Source organism: Ectothiorhodospira sp. 9100 (assembly GCF_022227565.1).
Taxonomy (GTDB): Bacteria; Pseudomonadota; Gammaproteobacteria; order Ectothiorhodospirales; family Ectothiorhodospiraceae; genus Ectothiorhodospira; species Ectothiorhodospira marina.
The window spans coordinates 29,091-43,678 of record NZ_JAJNAN010000009.1 but is presented as its reverse complement, the minus strand read 5'-3'; the positions used below and the strand labels follow the sequence as shown (position 1 = coordinate 43,678).

General features: G+C 61.9%; 15 protein-coding genes and 2 tRNA genes. 11 read left to right on the top strand and 6 right to left on the bottom strand.

The features are described from left to right. Positions 1-13: 13 nt before the first annotated feature. Positions 14-661 (bottom strand): TorF family putative porin, encoded by a 648-nt coding sequence (locus LPW29_RS04695; protein ID WP_238627066.1) that lies wholly within the window; start codon positions 659-661, stop codon positions 14-16. A gap of 232 nt (positions 662-893) precedes the next feature. On the opposite strand from LPW29_RS04695, the gene LPW29_RS04690 reads away from it, so the two are divergent. From LPW29_RS04690 to LPW29_RS15600, 5 genes are all read left to right on the top strand, one after another. Beyond that, entirely contained in the window at positions 894-1,691 is a 798-nt protein-coding gene (locus tag LPW29_RS04690; protein WP_238627065.1) for a type II secretion system protein N, read from the top strand. A gap of 98 nt (positions 1,692-1,789) precedes the next feature. After that, positions 1,790-1,865, top strand: a tRNA-Gly gene (locus LPW29_RS04685). A gap of 77 nt (positions 1,866-1,942) precedes the next feature. After that, a tRNA-Cys gene (locus LPW29_RS04680) sits at positions 1,943-2,016 on the top strand. 270 nt (positions 2,017-2,286) lie between these two features. Next, positions 2,287-2,595: a hypothetical protein gene (locus tag LPW29_RS04675; protein WP_238627064.1), complete on the top strand. Its 309-nt coding sequence runs from the start codon at positions 2,287-2,289 to the stop codon at positions 2,593-2,595. A gap of 129 nt (positions 2,596-2,724) precedes the next feature. Next, entirely contained in the window at positions 2,725-3,642 is a 918-nt protein-coding gene (locus LPW29_RS15600; RefSeq protein ID WP_238627063.1) for a sensor histidine kinase, read from the top strand. A 35-nt stretch (positions 3,643-3,677) separates the two neighbouring features. Here the strand turns inward: LPW29_RS15600 and acuI are convergent, their stop codons facing one another. Continuing rightward, positions 3,678-4,661 (bottom strand): acrylyl-CoA reductase (NADPH), encoded by a 984-nt coding sequence (gene acuI, locus LPW29_RS04665; RefSeq protein WP_238627062.1) that lies wholly within the window; start codon positions 4,659-4,661, stop codon positions 3,678-3,680. Positions 4,662-4,908: 247 nt separating this feature from the next. Here acuI and LPW29_RS04660 point away from each other — a divergent pair, with 247 nt between their 5' ends. The 3 genes from LPW29_RS04660 to LPW29_RS04650 are packed head-to-tail and all read left to right on the top strand — an operon-like array spanning position 4,909 to position 8,874. Continuing rightward, positions 4,909-5,835, top strand: a complete 927-nt coding sequence (locus LPW29_RS04660) for an AAA family ATPase (RefSeq protein ID WP_238627104.1) — start codon at positions 4,909-4,911, stop codon at positions 5,833-5,835. Between the two features lies 1 nt (position 5,836). Further along, on the top strand, positions 5,837-6,850 hold the full coding sequence (locus LPW29_RS04655; protein ID WP_238627061.1) for a DUF58 domain-containing protein: 1,014 nt from the start codon (positions 5,837-5,839) through the stop codon (positions 6,848-6,850). Then, positions 6,847-8,874, top strand: coding sequence for a transglutaminase TgpA family protein (locus LPW29_RS04650; protein ID WP_238627060.1), 2,028 nt, complete (start codon positions 6,847-6,849; stop codon positions 8,872-8,874). Before LPW29_RS04655 ends, LPW29_RS04650 begins: the two co-directional genes overlap by 4 nt. 179 nt (positions 8,875-9,053) lie before the next feature. Here the strand turns inward: LPW29_RS04650 and iscU are convergent, their stop codons facing one another. The 4 genes from iscU to LPW29_RS04630 all read right to left on the bottom strand — a co-directional run bounded on the left by iscU (position 9,054) and on the right by LPW29_RS04630 (position 11,813). After that, complete coding sequence (gene iscU, locus LPW29_RS04645; RefSeq protein ID WP_090249906.1) at positions 9,054-9,488, bottom strand: Fe-S cluster assembly scaffold IscU; 435 nt, start codon at positions 9,486-9,488, stop codon at positions 9,054-9,056. A 36-nt stretch (positions 9,489-9,524) separates the two neighbouring features. After that, entirely contained in the window at positions 9,525-10,748 is a 1,224-nt protein-coding gene (locus LPW29_RS04640) for an IscS subfamily cysteine desulfurase (RefSeq protein ID WP_090249904.1), read from the bottom strand. A 6-nt stretch (positions 10,749-10,754) separates the two neighbouring features. Continuing rightward, on the bottom strand, positions 10,755-11,237 hold the full coding sequence (locus LPW29_RS04635; protein ID WP_090249901.1) for a Fe-S cluster assembly transcription factor: 483 nt from the start codon (positions 11,235-11,237) through the stop codon (positions 10,755-10,757). Positions 11,238-11,360: 123 nt separating this feature from the next. Beyond that, entirely contained in the window at positions 11,361-11,813 is a 453-nt protein-coding gene (locus LPW29_RS04630) for a DUF1249 domain-containing protein (RefSeq protein ID WP_090249898.1), read from the bottom strand. Positions 11,814-11,893: 80 nt separating this feature from the next. Between LPW29_RS04630 and LPW29_RS04625 the strand changes: the two genes are divergently transcribed. The 3 genes from LPW29_RS04625 to sdhD all read left to right on the top strand — a co-directional run bounded on the left by LPW29_RS04625 (position 11,894) and on the right by sdhD (position 14,588). After that, a complete protein-coding gene (locus tag LPW29_RS04625) occupies positions 11,894-13,528 on the top strand; it encodes an alpha-D-glucose phosphate-specific phosphoglucomutase (protein ID WP_090250518.1) in 1,635 nt (544 codons plus the stop codon). A 284-nt stretch (positions 13,529-13,812) separates the two neighbouring features. Then, on the top strand, positions 13,813-14,193 hold the full coding sequence (gene sdhC, locus LPW29_RS04620; RefSeq protein ID WP_090249895.1) for a succinate dehydrogenase, cytochrome b556 subunit: 381 nt from the start codon (positions 13,813-13,815) through the stop codon (positions 14,191-14,193). A 14-nt stretch (positions 14,194-14,207) separates the two neighbouring features. Then, the gene (gene sdhD / locus LPW29_RS04615; RefSeq protein ID WP_090249894.1) at positions 14,208-14,588 is read left to right on the top strand and encodes a succinate dehydrogenase, hydrophobic membrane anchor protein; all 381 of its coding nucleotides are present in this window, start codon (positions 14,208-14,210) and stop codon (positions 14,586-14,588) included.

Sequence of the window (14,588 nt, the reverse complement as noted above, 5' to 3'; positions counted from 1 at the left end):
CCCGGGCAGACGATCAGAAGCTCAGGGCGTAGCCGGCCACAAACAGATCCTGAGCATCGTTTTCATCGCGCGAGGCATAGGTCAGTGAGATCTCACCCACCTCGACGGCTCGGCTCACACCCACGCTCCAGAAGGTGGTGCCATCATCCTTGTTGGGATCATCGTAGCCCAGTTCGGCATTGAGGTAGGTATCAGGCATGAAGGCATGACTGGCACCAATCACATAGGCGGTGTCGCCTTCCGCATCACGATCATGGGCATGGGTCAGGTAGCCCACCTCAGCGTACATGGAGGCATATTCAACGGCACCGATAATCTCGGCTTCATACCGGTCCTCGAGCTCTGAATAGTAAACGTACTCATAGGCGACGCCGAAATCGAGTTTACCTGCCGTAAAGCCATAACCCAGGAAGGGCGCCACCTCCTGCCCCTCGCCCGGACCCAGAGTGGACATGCCCACACCCGTGAAAAGGCCCGATTCGTGAGCATAGACCACCCCACCTTGCACCACGGCGTTATTGTCCGAGCCACTCTCTCCACTATCGATGTAGTCACTGAACACGCCGACATTGAATTCCAACTCGGCCTGAGCAGTCACAGGTGCAAGCAGTCCTGAAACGAGGGTTGTCACAGCGCCAGACAGCACAAGATTCTTCTTCATTGCGTGAATCATTGGTATAGCCCTTACAGAAAGTGAGCAGGGAAAAATTAGAAATCACTATGAGCGGAGTTGCCTTGATAGGGCTGCATGCCCCACCGCGGCGTCACTGTGAGACCCGCTCACTGCCAATCAGGTAACGACATAGCGAATCATAATCGTTCTCATTGGAAATACCAATACCCGAACATGACAAACCTTTGGGGCCGGCGCTTGCGCCCGGTATACTCACGGGATGCGCCGACTCTTCCTGATGTTCCTCATTGGCTTGTTCCTGCTGGCCATCCTCCTGACCTCAGCGGTATGGGTGCTGGCCCAGACCCCCATGACCACTCTGCAAGAGACCGCCGGGCGTCACCTGCCATTGCCCGCACCACTGGCCAGGATGGATGTGGGGGGATCTTTGGGTCGCGGGCAGATCAAGCAGGTGAGCCTGCCACGGGTTGCCGGAGTGGATCTGGGCCCCGCGGATTTCCAATGGGAACTGCGCCCCCTGCAGACCATCACCGGGCGCATCGTGGCAGATGTGGAGGCAAGCGCGGCAGATGGCCAGTTCCAGGGGGTAGCCAGCCGCGGCCTGTCGGGCTGGCGCGTCGCTGACGGCCAGGGTCGTATGTCCGCCGCCACCCTGGGGCGCATGCTGCGGAGTGCGGGTCTGAACGATGCGGAACTGGGCGGAATCCTGTCCCTGGACCTGCACCGGCTCGAACTCACCGACGAGGGAGAGATCCGTTCCGCCAGTGGCCGACTCCACTGGAACAACGCCGTCATCCAGGCGGATCGATCTGTCAGGCTGGGGAATCTGACGGGTGACTTCATCGCCCAAGGTCACGAATTTGACGGGACATTCACTGACCAGGGGGGACCCCTCGCCTTGCAAGGGAAGATTACCGGCCATCTCACCCAGGGCCGGGTGCATATCGAGGCCACCGCCTCTCCCCGTAACCAGGACGACCCCGCATTGGCCCACGCACTCTCGCAGGTGGGCGAACAACGCGGCAACGCGTACGTGATCCGCCTGCAAAGGCCGTAAGCCCAAACGACTGCCCGAGACTAACCCTTTTTTTTCAAGAAGATAAAAAAAGGTTGACAGTGGCACGCGGGTCTGTAGAATACGCACCCATCAGCGACGCGGGAATAGCTCAGTTGGTAGAGCACAACCTTGCCAAGGTTGGGGTCGCGAGTTCGAGTCTCGTTTCCCGCTCCAAAGTTTCTCAAAACCTCGGCGCTGCCGGGGTTTTTTGTTTGACCATCGGGGATACTGAATTTCCCCGGTAGCTCAAAGGCTGGGTGGCAGAGTGGTTATGCAGCGGCCTGCAAAGCCGTGTACGCCGGTTCGATTCCGACCCCAGCCTCCATTATCTTATCCTGAAAAGGCCCCGAGTCCAGCGCGTGACACGGGGCCTTTTTTTGGTTGAATGTCGTTCTTGCGACATCACTCACAGCACAGCTTCGCCAATCATAGTTCAGTGGAAGGCGGTGGGGAATGAGGCAGATCACGCATCCCCCCAGGGTGCAGAAAACGTGATCAACGGCTCTGCCTTTTGCCACGAAATAGGCATACAATTCAGCGACCCCGTACCCCATTTCTGAATCGTCGGTTGATGCACCGATCAAGGAGATTAGTTATGACACATCGCAAATTGCTTCCGGCCGTCATCACGGGCATTATCACTGCCCTGCCCTTCGCCCTGCTGGTGGGCTGCTCCGATCCGGGTCCGGCCGAAGAGGCTGGCGAATCCGTGGACGAAACCATGGAAGAAGCCCAGGAACGGTTCGATGATGCCGTGGAGGCTACCGAAGAAACAGCCGAAGAGGCAGCCGAGCGCGTGAGCGACATGGTTGATGAACCCGGCCCCGCCGAGGAGGCAGGGCGCGAGGTGGATGATGCCGCCGAGGAAGTGGAAGAGTCCGCCGAAGAGTTGAAGGAAGACTGATACCGTTCGTCGGCCTTATCGTGGGGGGCACTCCAATGCCCCCCATTCAGAGTGTGTTGCACGTCACACTCTGATTGAGGATCGTTTACACTCCCGAAGTCGTCTCTTCACCTCTCTCGGGAGTTCTCTGTGGTCGAAATCACCAGGGCTTTGGATCTGAACGCAGAGCAGGAAGCCCTGATCGACATGCACAGTTTTCTCAATGTGCTCAACATCCTGGCCTGTGAACTGGATCTGATGGCCTACGGCCTGGGAGATTCCCGGCCCATTCAGGAAGCCTTGGCGCTGGTGCATGAATTTGCCAACGCCCTGCAGAACCCGGAACGGGCAGCCCCGTGGCTGGCCGACCCCCAGTCCCTGCAAAACCGCATCCACACCCTGATCACCCAGGGCCTGGAAAATACGCCCCCCGACGCGGAATTGCGTGCCTCCGCCGATAATATCGAGTCCGTTCTTGCGATTCTTGGAACGCGGGTACGCGAGTTGGAGGCCCGCTCGGACAAACCACTTGGCTGGACCTGGCTGGAGGTGGACCCGCTACGCATGGATTTCTGGCACCTGTTGATGGCCATCGAAAAGAACAGCAAGGGCCGGTATCGCATCATCCAGAACATTGCCGAGCAACAGCCAGAGGATTACCTCATCAAGGTGGACATCGACAACCTGGAAGGCGAGCACCTGTATGTGCCCGCCATTTTCCAGGATGTGATGCGCGACCTGCTGGCCAACGCCCGCAAATATACCCCGCCCGGCGGACGCATCCTGGCCGGGCTGAAAGAGACGGATCACGAGGTTCGTTTTGTGGTGGATGACACCGGTGTGGGGATTCCTGCCCATCAGATCGAAGATATCGTGGAGTTTGGCGTGCGCGGCGACAATGTCCGTGACAAGCCCACCCGAGGCGGCGGCTTCGGCCTCACCAAGGCCTACTGGGTGGTGAGCCATTGCAACGGGCGCATGTGGATCGACTCCGACCTGGGGGTCGGGACCCGCATTGAAATCGCCCTGCCCCGACCCAGCCCTCAGGCCACCCCACCTCCACGCTAACCCATCCCCAAGCGAGGCCGCGTGATGGGGCCAGGTTAACGGTTTACATCCACAATGGTACGACCGCGCACCTGCCCTGACAGGATTTTCTCTGCGAGCGGAATGACCTCGTCCAAACCCACTTCAGTCGTCATGGACTCCAGCTTGTTCGTATCCAGTTCCGTGGCGATGCAGTCCCAGGCCTCCACGCGCCGCTCCATGGGCACATACACACTGTCCACCCCCAGCAGATTCACTCCACGCAGAATGAACGGTGCCACCGTCGTGGGCAGATCCATGCCCTGGGCCAGGCCACAGGCCGCGACACTGCCGCCGTACTGGGTGGTGGAAAGCACGTTGGCCAGGGTCTGACTGCCCACTGTGTCTACCGCTGCGGCCCAACGGGTCTTGCCCAGAGGCTTTCCCGGACCCGAGAGTTCATCCCGGTGGATGACTTCCGACGCACCCAGGGCCTTGAGATGACCCGCCTCCTCGATTCGGCCGGTGGACGCCACCACATTGAACCCACGCCCCGCCAGCAAGGCCACGGCCACGCTGCCTACGCCCCCATTGGCACCCGTCACCAGCACATCCCCTTTATCCGGCGTAACACCCTGGCGCACCAGGGCCAGCATGCAGAGCATGGCCGTGTAACCCGCGGTTCCTACTGCCATGGCCCGGCGCGGGGTTAACACGGAGGGCAATGGCACCAGCCATTCGCCCTTCACCCGAGCCTTCTGACTCATGCCACCAGGATGCCCCTCGCCAACACCCCAGCCATTGAGAATGACCGCGTCGCCGGGTTTGAAGTCAGGATGATCGCTGGATTCGACGGTTCCGGAGAAATCGACACCCGGCACCATGGGATATTGCTTCACCACCGGGGCCTTGCCGGTGATGGCCAGACCATCCTTGTAGTTCAGAGTAGAATAGGCCACCTGTACGGTCACATCCCCCTCGGGCAAATCGGCATCCGTGAGAGACTGGACACTGGCGATGACTCCCTCATCGTTCTTGTTCAACACAATGGCTCGATGCATGACGTTTTTTCTCCACAGGTACGGGTATACGGGCCGAGGCATTGAACCCGATCCGCCAGCTTGCCAGACTGTGAAGGTGTGAAAAACCCCTGGCCCGTCTTTCCCGCAAGGGTCTGGACGCGCCGATAGAAACCCCCAAGGCCATGACCTTCCGGGTGAAGGAACTGAAGCGTTAATGCCGCCCATCCCCCTGTGGGATGGATGATGAAGACGCCATGAGGATGGATGCACAGTGACTACCCACGAAATGCCCACGGATCTGACCCGCCGCATCGACGCCGTACTGGAGCAACTCAACACGGTCATCTATGGCAAGGCCACCCCCGTGCGCCTGTCATTGGCCTGCCTGCTGGCCCGTGGGCACCTTTTGGTGGAAGACTTGCCCGGCGTGGGCAAGACCACCCTGGCCCATGGCCTGGCCCGCACCCTGGGGTTGCAGTTCCAGCGAATCCAGTTCACCAGCGACCTGTTGCCGGCGGACATCCTGGGGGTGTCCATGTTCAGCAGCGAGCGCCAGCGGTTCGAGTTTCACCCAGGACCGGTCTTCTCCCAACTGATCCTGGCAGACGAGATCAACCGGGCCACGCCCAAGTCACAAAGCGCCCTGCTCGAAGCCATGGAAGAGCAGCAAGTCACCGTGGAGGGGGTCACTCGACGCCTGCCTGAGCCCTTTTTCGTCATCGCCACCCAGAACCCCCAGGAACAGATCGGCACCTTTCCCCTGCCCGAGTCCCAGATGGATCGATTCCTCATGCGGATTCACGTGGGCTATCCCGATGCCCGGTCGGAACGGGCCCTGTTACGGGGGCGGGACCGACGCGAACTGCTGGAAGAGTTGCCGGCCCAACTGCAGGATGACCAACTGGCCCAGCTCCAGGAACAGGTGACGCGCATCCATGTCTCCGACGCCCTGCTGGATTACCTCCAGGCCCTGATCGCCTACTCTCGCCAGCCAGGCCTCTACCAGATGGGCTTGTCCCCGCGGGCGGGTCTGGCCCTGATGCGGGCCTGCCAGGCCTGGGCCCTGGTGAATCACCGGGATCACGTGATGCCCGAGGACGTACAGGCCATTCTGCCCTCGGTGGCCGGGCACCGGCTACGCTTGGTGGAGTCTCCCACCATGGCACCCGCACAGGTGATCCAGGGCCTGATTGAGGCGGTTCCGGTCCCCTGACATGAAGACCGACACCACTTGGTTTGGTCGAACCCATCAGGCGCTCAGGGAAAGGGCCATCCGCTGGATCCTCCGTCGCCAGCGCCCGGAAGGCCGACAACTCACGCTGAACCGCCGCTGTATCTACATCCTGCCCACCCGCCAGGGGTATACCTTTGCCATGGTGCTGGTGGTGATGCTGCTGGGAGCCATCAACTACAGCAACAGCATGGCCTTCATGCTCACCTTCCTGCTGGCCGCCCTGGGGGCCAATGCCATGTGGCATACGCACCGTAATCTGCTCGGCCTGCGCATCACCCGCCAGCCCGCCACACCGATCTTTGCCGGACAAAGCGCCCAGTTCACCTACACGGTGGACAACCCCAGCCGGGTGTCACGGCGCGGGCTGCTGCTGGAGGCGCCGGGGCAATCCCCCACCGAGTTTGCAGTCAATGCCCGGGAAAGTACCCCGGTCACGCTCAACCTGCCGGCACGGCGGCGGGGTGTACTGCGTCCAGGCCGGCTACGGCTGCACACCCGCTACCCACTGGGGCTGTTCCGCACCTGGTCATGGCTCAATTTCGACGAGTCGGTGCTTGTGTACCCACAACCGATCCCGATGGAACGCCCACTCAGCGGTGAGGGCGAGGATATCGAACCCCAGACCACTCGCAACCGGGCGGGCGAGGAGTTCACCGGCGTACGCGCCTACGCCCCCGGCGATTCCCCCCGGCGGCTGGACTGGAAAGCCCTGGCCCGTACCGGCGACATGTACACCAAGGAGTTTCATGAAATGCAGGGCGGTCAGACCTGGCTGGACTGGGAGGGCCTGCCGGCCGCTGACGTGGAGACCCGACTCTCCATGCTCTGCCACCTGGTGCTGGAGGCCCACCGCAAGAAGCTGAGATTTGGTCTGCGCATGCCCGGCGTGGAGATCGAACCGGCCACCGGCGAGCGTCACCGGCAACGATGCCTGGAGCAGTTGGCCTGCTTCGCGCTGCCCATGGGAGAAAGTCCATTGGGAGAAAGTCCATGAGGCTGTTCACTCCCCGAAACCCCACCAGCGCCCTGCCCCGGGAAGAGCGCCTGCCGCAACGTTCCAACGCGCTGCCCTGGCTGATTTTTGCCTTGTGCTTTGCCATGTTGCCGCACCTGTTCAACCAGCCGCCCTGGGTAGTGGCCATGGCGGCGCTGGCCATGGGTTGGCGCGCCCTGGCCCATTGGGGCCGCATGCCCATGCCGGGGCGCTGGCTCCTGGTCATGCTGACCCTGATAGGCACCGGTCTCGTGGTGACCCAGTACGGCACCTTGTTCGGCCGCGATGCCGGCGTGGCCCTGCTGATCCTGATGACGGGCCTGAAGCTGCTGGAGACGCGTGGCTTCCGGGACGCCATGCTGGGGGTTTTCCTGGGGTATTTCGTGGTGATCACTAATTTTTTCTACTCCCAGGAGATCCCGCTGGCCCTGTACATGGTGGCAGCGGTCTTCACCACCACTGCCGCGATGGTAAGGCTCAATGCCGGTGACGGTGCTCAGCCCTGGCGGGAATCCCTCTCTCTGGCTGGCGTGATGCTGGCTCAGGCCCTGCCCCTGATGATCATCCTGTTCCTGCTCTTTCCGCGCCTGCCCGGACCACTGTGGGGCATGCCCCAGGAGGAGTCCGCGGGTGTCACCGGGCTGTCGGACAGCATGTCACCCGGCTCCATCAGCGAACTGCTGCAGTCCGATGCCCCCGCCTTTCGGGTCTCCTTTGCCGGGGAGATCCCGGGTCAGAACCTGCGCTATTGGCGCGGCCCGGTATTCTGGGAGTATGACGGCCGCACCTGGCGCTTCGGTCGTGATCGGGGGGAGGTGCCACCTCAGCCCGTGGCCATCGAGGAGGACCGCACATTCACCTACACGGTGAACCTGGAGCCCCATGATGGACGTTGGCTCCTGGCTCTGGACGTCCCCCTGACCACCCCCCAGGACGCCCGCATGACCGCCGATCACGACCTGGTCTCCAGGCAGCCGGTGCGCAGTCTCATCCAGTACAGTGTCACTTCCCTGCCTGACCTGCCCCTGGAACCGGTATTGAGTGATGGCCGCCGTCGGGCGGCGCTGGCCCTGCCGGACAACACCGCCCCCAGGGCACGGTCACTGGCCCGGGACTGGCGGGAAGCCCATGAAGAGGATGGCGCGGTGGTGGCAGCCGCCCTGCGTCATTTCAACCAGGAGCCTTTCTTCTATACCCTCTCCCCTCCGCGCCTGCCCCGGGACCCGGTAGATCAGTTCCTGTTCGAGTCGCGGGCCGGCTTTTGCGAGCATTACGCCAGCGCCTTCGTGGTACTAATGCGCGCCGCCGGGATCCCGGCCCGGGTGGTCACGGGCTATCAGGGCGGTGAATACAACCGCATGGGGGATTATCTGTTGGTGCGTCAGTCGGATGCCCATGCCTGGGCGGAAGTGTGGCTGGAAAATCGGGGCTGGGTGCGGTTCGACCCCACGGCGGCGGTGGCCCCGGAGCGCATTGAACAAGGGGTTCGAGCCGCTTTATCCGACGATGCCGGCCTGCCGGACTACATGCTGCGCAGCCTGGACTGGGGCGCCATCCGTCTACAGTTGGAACTCTGGCGGGACAGCCTGGATTACTACTGGAGCGGCTGGGTGCTCGCCTTCGGGCCGGAGCGTCAGGCAGAACTGCTGGAGCGGCTCGGCCTGGGTCGCCTGGACTGGCGGGGCATGATCACGCTGATGGTGGTGCTGATCGGTCTGGTGGTACTGGTGTTCGCGGCGATCTTCCTGTGGCGCAACCGCTTGCCCGTGGCTGATCCCTTGTCACTGGTGTATCGCCGGTTCTGTCGCCGCCTGGGCCGCCGAGGACTGACCCGGGCACCTCATGAGCCACCCATGGCCTTTGCACAACGGGTGAGCCGCGAGCGTCCCGATCTGGCGGACCCCGTAGTGGCATTCACACAAGAGTACGTGGCACTGAGGTATGGCAGCCGGCCGGATCCTGAGCGGTTCCGTCGTCTGCGGCGGTTGTTGAGGGAAGTGCGTCCTCGGCGAACACGGCAATAGCGCCTCTCGCCTTTGGGGGAGGGGAAGAAATGGCAACGCGGCCGCCGTTCCCCTCATCCCCGACCCTTCTCCCCTGAGGGGAGAAGGGAGCTTTCAGACTAAACAAGAGAGCCCCTCTCCCCTCAGGGGAGAGGGGTCGGGGTGAGGGGCAGGAGGGGCACAACATCAGGTAGAACCCCCTACGCCGGAATCCGCTCCCCCTCCGGCGCGGCGGGTTCACCCACCTCGACGGCTGCCCCCCCCTTGCGGCGGTAATCATCAATGGCCGCCTTGATGGCATCCTCGGCCAGCACCGAACAGTGGATCTTCACCGGTGGCAGCGCCAGTTCCTCGGCGATCTGGGTGTTCTTGATGGAACCCGCCTCATCCAGGGTCTTGCCCTTCACCCATTCAGTGAGCAGGCTGGAGCTGGCAATGGCGGACCCGCAACCGTAGGTCTTGAACTTGGCATCCTCGATCACGCCAGCGTGATTGACCTTGATCTGCAGTTTCATCACATCGCCGCAGGCGGGGGCGCCTACCATACCGGTGCCCACGGAGGCATCCCCCTTGTCCATTGCCCCCACGTTGCGGGGATTTTCATAATGGTCGAGCACTTTGTCGCTATAGGCCATGTTCTATCACCTCTTCGTTCGCGCGTGTGTCAGGCCTCAATGGGCCACCCACTCCACGGATTTCAGATCGATCCCGTCCTGGTGCATTTCCCACAAGGGAGACAGGTCACGCAGTTTCTGCACTGCCGCCTTCACCAGCGAGATCGTATGGTCCACTTCCTCCAGGGTGGTGTAACGCCCCACGGAGAAGCGGATGGAACTGTGGGCCAACTCGTCATCCCGGCCCAGGGCGCGCAGCACGTAGGAGGGCTCCAGGCTGGCGCTGGTACAGGCAGAACCGGATGAAACAGCAATATCCTTCAGGGCCATGATCAGGCTTTCACCCTCCACGAAGTTGAAGGACACATTCAGGTTACCGGCCACGCGGTTTTCCAGATCGCCGTTGAGATAGACCTCCTCCATCTCGGACAGGCCCGCCCAGAGTCGATCACGCAGCATCCGCAATCGTTCGTTTTCGGTCCCCATTTCCTCTCGGGCAATACGGAAGGCCTCACCCATGCCGACGATCTGGTGCGTCGCCAGGGTGCCGGAGCGCAGCCCCCGTTCATGCCCCCCACCGTGCATCTGGGCCTCCAGACGCACCCGGGGCTTGCGGGATACGTACAGCGCACCCACACCCTTGGGACCATAGCTCTTGTGAGCGGAAAAACTCATCAGGTCCACGGGCAGCCTGGAGAGGTCCAGCTCCACCTTGCCGGTGGACTGGGCGGCATCCACATGGAAGACAATCCCGCGTGAACGGGTCAGGTTGCCAATGGCCTCCAGGTCCTGGATGACGCCAATCTCGTTATTCACATGCATGATGGACACCAGAATGGTGTCATCCCGAAGCGCGGCCTCGAGCTTATCCAGATCAATCAGGCCGCTGGGGTCCGGTTCCAGATAGGTCACTTCGAAACCTTCACGTTCCAGTTGGCGACAGGAATCCAGTACCGCCTTGTGTTCGGTCTTCAGGGTGACGATATGGCGTCCTTTCTTCTGATAGAAATGGGCAGCCCCCTTGATGGCCAGGTTATCGGCCTCGGTGGCACCACTGGTCCAGATGATCTCCCGGGGGTCGGCGCCTACCAGGGCGGCCACATGTTCGCGGGCCTGTTCCACGGCCTGCTCCGACTCCCAGCCGAAGCTGTGGGAGCGAGAGGCCGGGTTGCCGAAGGTTCCTTCCCGGGTCAGAAAACGGCTCATGGTCTCAGCGACCCGCTCGTCCATGGGCGTGGTGGCGGCGTAGTCCAGATAGATGGGCAGTTGCAAGGCCATGATTCCTCCTCAGGCGGCGGTGCGGCGGAAGATGAAGTGCTGGTGGGCACGCTGATGCTGGGCATCCTGACGTTGAGCCACCTGCTGCACCTCCGGACGGTTGGAGAATTGGTCCAGCGTGATACCGTCCAGAAAGCTGTACAACTGCTCACTCAGGTCGTCCCACAGCTGGTGGGTGAGGCAGCGCTCGCCATCCTGACAGGTGCCCTTGCCAGCGCAACGGGTCATGGTCACGTTTTCGTCAACGGCGCTGATGATGCGCGCCACGGTGATCTCATCCGACGGCCGCGACAGCCGATAGCCACCGCCCGGGCCACGAACCCCTTCCACCAGACCGTTCTTGCGCAGCTTGGCGAAGAGTTGCTCCAGATAGGACAGGGAGATCCCCTGGGATTGGGAAATGTCTGCCAGGGTGACCGGGCCGATCTTGTCATGGATGGCCAGGTCCAGCATGGCGGTCACTGCATAACGGCTTTTCGTCGAGAGTTTCATGACGGGCCCCTTCCTCGGTTGTCAGGCTGCTTAATTCCTGAGCTAACTAGTCAGGATTTAGACTGGTTTTACGATAACCTAGTAAAGAAGTCAAGAATTAGGGCAAAAAAAACCACCCCCATATCAGAAACGATGCCCTTGGCGCAAACAGTAACCCAGCCACTTGAAGAGGAAGCGATTGAAACGCCAGCGGCACTGCAGGGCCTGCCAGTCGGGATGGTCCCCCAGACTCACCTCCTCGCCTGTACATCGACTGTGACGGCCCAGCACCTCCACCTGTCGCGCATCGTGATACACCCTCACCCTCAGGTTGGGGCTGCGGCGTGCGGAACGATCCCCATCCGCATCAAAGTGGTAGGTGAGCAGCAGTGTGGTGGTGTAGGGACAGCACTCCAATACCTCCAAGTGCAGATCCATGACGCCGGGCACATGGGACACCCGAGGAGATGCCAGCGACTGGGGCTCGGGGCACAGCTGCCGCAGGCGAATGTAGTTCACCTCATACAGATCCATCAGCGCCGCAAAACTGCGAGGCACCGGATCCAGGTAGGCGGGCTTGGAGGCTTCGAGCAACATGGCGGGATGTTAGCACAGGGACAGGGCGCCCAGTATTTGCTAACTTTATCCCCACAATTCATGCAGGAAGGCCGATGTCCATGAAGATCCGTCGTGTGGAAACCACCCCCTTCTCCGACCAGAAACCCGGCACCTCCGGTCTGCGCAAGAAAGTGAAGGTCTTCCGGCAACCCCACTACCTGGAAAACTTCGTCCAGGCGGTGTTCGACGTGCGCCCGAGCCTCAAGGGAGGCGTACTGGTGCTGGGGGGAGATGGCCGTTACTTCAACCGTGAAGCCATCCAGATCATCCTGCGCATGGCCCTGGCCAATGGGGTGGCTCGGGTCATCGTCGGTCAGGGCGGCATCCTGTCCACACCCGCTGCCTCCTGCCTGATCCGCAAGTACAAGACGCAAGGCGGTCTCATCCTCTCGGCCAGCCACAATCCCGGTGGCCCGGAAGAGGACTTCGGCATCAAGTTCAACACTCCCAACGGCGGCCCGGCCCCCGAAAAGGTGACGGGGGAGATCCATGAGCGCGCCTGCGAGATCACCCACTACCGCATCGCCGACATCCCGGATCTCGACCTGGACACCCCCGGACGCACCACGGTGGGCCCCATGGTGGTGGCGGTGGTGGATTCGGTGAACGATTATGCCGAACTGATGCAGTCCCTGTTCGATTTCGACCGCATGCAGGCCCTGTTCAAGGAAGATCGGTTCTCCATGCGCTTTGATGCCATGCACGCGGTGACCGGCCCCTATGCGCGCCGCATTCTCGAGGACATGCTCGGCGCCCCGGCCGGTACCGTGATGAACGGGCAGCCCCTGGAAGATTTCGGCAAGGGGCATCCCGATCCCAACCTGGTGCACGCCAAGGGGCTGGTGGACACCCTGTTCAGGGACAATGGACCCGACTTCGGCGCGGCTTCCGACGGCGACGGGGACCGCAACATGATCCTGGGACGACACTTCTTCGTCACCCCAAGCGACAGCCTGGCGGTGCTGGCTGCCAATGCCCACCATGTGCCCGGCTATGCCAAGGGCATCCGCGGCATCGCCCGCTCCATGCCCACCAGCCAGGCAGCGGATCGGGTGGCCGAGAAAATGGGCATCGAATGCTTCGAAACCCCTACCGGCTGGAAGTACTTCGGCAACCTGATGGATGCCGGTCGGGTCACCCTGTGCGGCGAGGAAAGCTTTGGCACCTCTTCGGATCATGTACGGGAAAAGGACGGTCTGTGGGCCGTGCTGTTCTGGCTCAACCTGCTGGCCGTGCGGGGTGAGTCGGTGGCGGACATCGTGCGTGATCACTGGCGCCAGTTCGGGCGCGATTTCTACACCCGGCACGACTACGAGGGTGTGGATGCCGCTCAGGCCGAGGCGGCCATGAACCAGGTACGTGGGCAACTGACCGCACTCAAGGGTCGCCGCTTCGGCGACTTCACTGTTGCCCAGGCCGATGATTTTGCTTACACGGACCCGGTGGACGGCTCGGTGGCCGAGGGTCAAGGCCTGCGGGTGCTGTTCGAGGGCGGTGCACGGCTGGTGTTCCGGCTCTCCGGCACCGGGACGGCGGGTGCCACGCTACGACTGTATGTGGAGCGCCATGAAGCGGATCCGGCGCGCCACGGAGAAGACACCCAGGAAGCCCTGGCGCCCCTGATCGGGATTGCTGAGGAGATTGCGGGCATCCAGACTCACACGGGCCGCGAAACGCCCAGCGTCATTACCTGAGCCAGCATTCCCGGTAAACGGCTAAAAGTATATAATTCAAGGGAATTTTACGATCCCGCCTTGCGGTGCGCTGGCAGACCTGCTATCTATAAGCGGATTTGATGCAGCGCGACATTTCGGATGCCCACCCGGGGACCTCTCCTCGGGCGGGCTGCATCCACCCTGTCAGTATCTCCAAGCGAACGCTGTGCCTCCGCCCGCTGTCGGTCATTCCACTCCGGGCGATCAGGCATTCACCGTTAACCGCCCCCTGATCGGGCGCACCCAGGCGGAGCCGTCGATCCATGCCAAACGATAACCGACCGTTATCACCCCACCTGCAGGTGTACAAGCCGCAGCTGACATCGATCCTCTCGATCTTTCACCGGGCTACCGGCGCCATACTCAGCCTGGCCAGCCTCCTCCTGATCTACTGGCTCGTCTCCCTGGCCTCGGGTCCGGAGGCCTTTGCCCGCGCCGAAGCCTTGCTGCATAGCGGATTCGGACTGTTTGTCCTGTTCGGTGTCACCCTCTCCCTGTTCTACCACCTGGGCACGGGCATCCGACATCTGATCTGGGACACCGGGCGTGGCCTGGAGATCAAGCAGGTCTACCTGAGCGGCATCCTTGCACTGGTGGCCACCCTTATTCTCACGGCGATCTTCTGGATCTTCGTGCTTATCTGATCGGGGAAAGCATCATGAGTCTTCGCACACCATTGGGGCAGGCACGCGGACTGGGTTCCGCCAAAGATGGCACCCATCACTGGTTTGCCATGCGCCTGAGTTCCATCGCCATGGTACCGCTGATGCTGTGGCTGATCTTCAGCCTGGGCAGCCTGGCTGGTGCCGGCTTTGCAGCCACCACCGCCTGGGTGGCGGCCCCCCTGAACACTGTATTGCTGATCCTGGCCGTGGGGACGCTGTTCCACCATGCCCACATGGGGCTGCAGGTCATCATAGAGGACTACGTGCACAGCGAAGGCATCAAGTTCGCAAGCCTCATCGCCGTGAAATTCCTCATGTTGCTGCTGGCGGTCACCGGGATCGTCGCCATACTGCGCATTGCTTTCGGGAGCTGA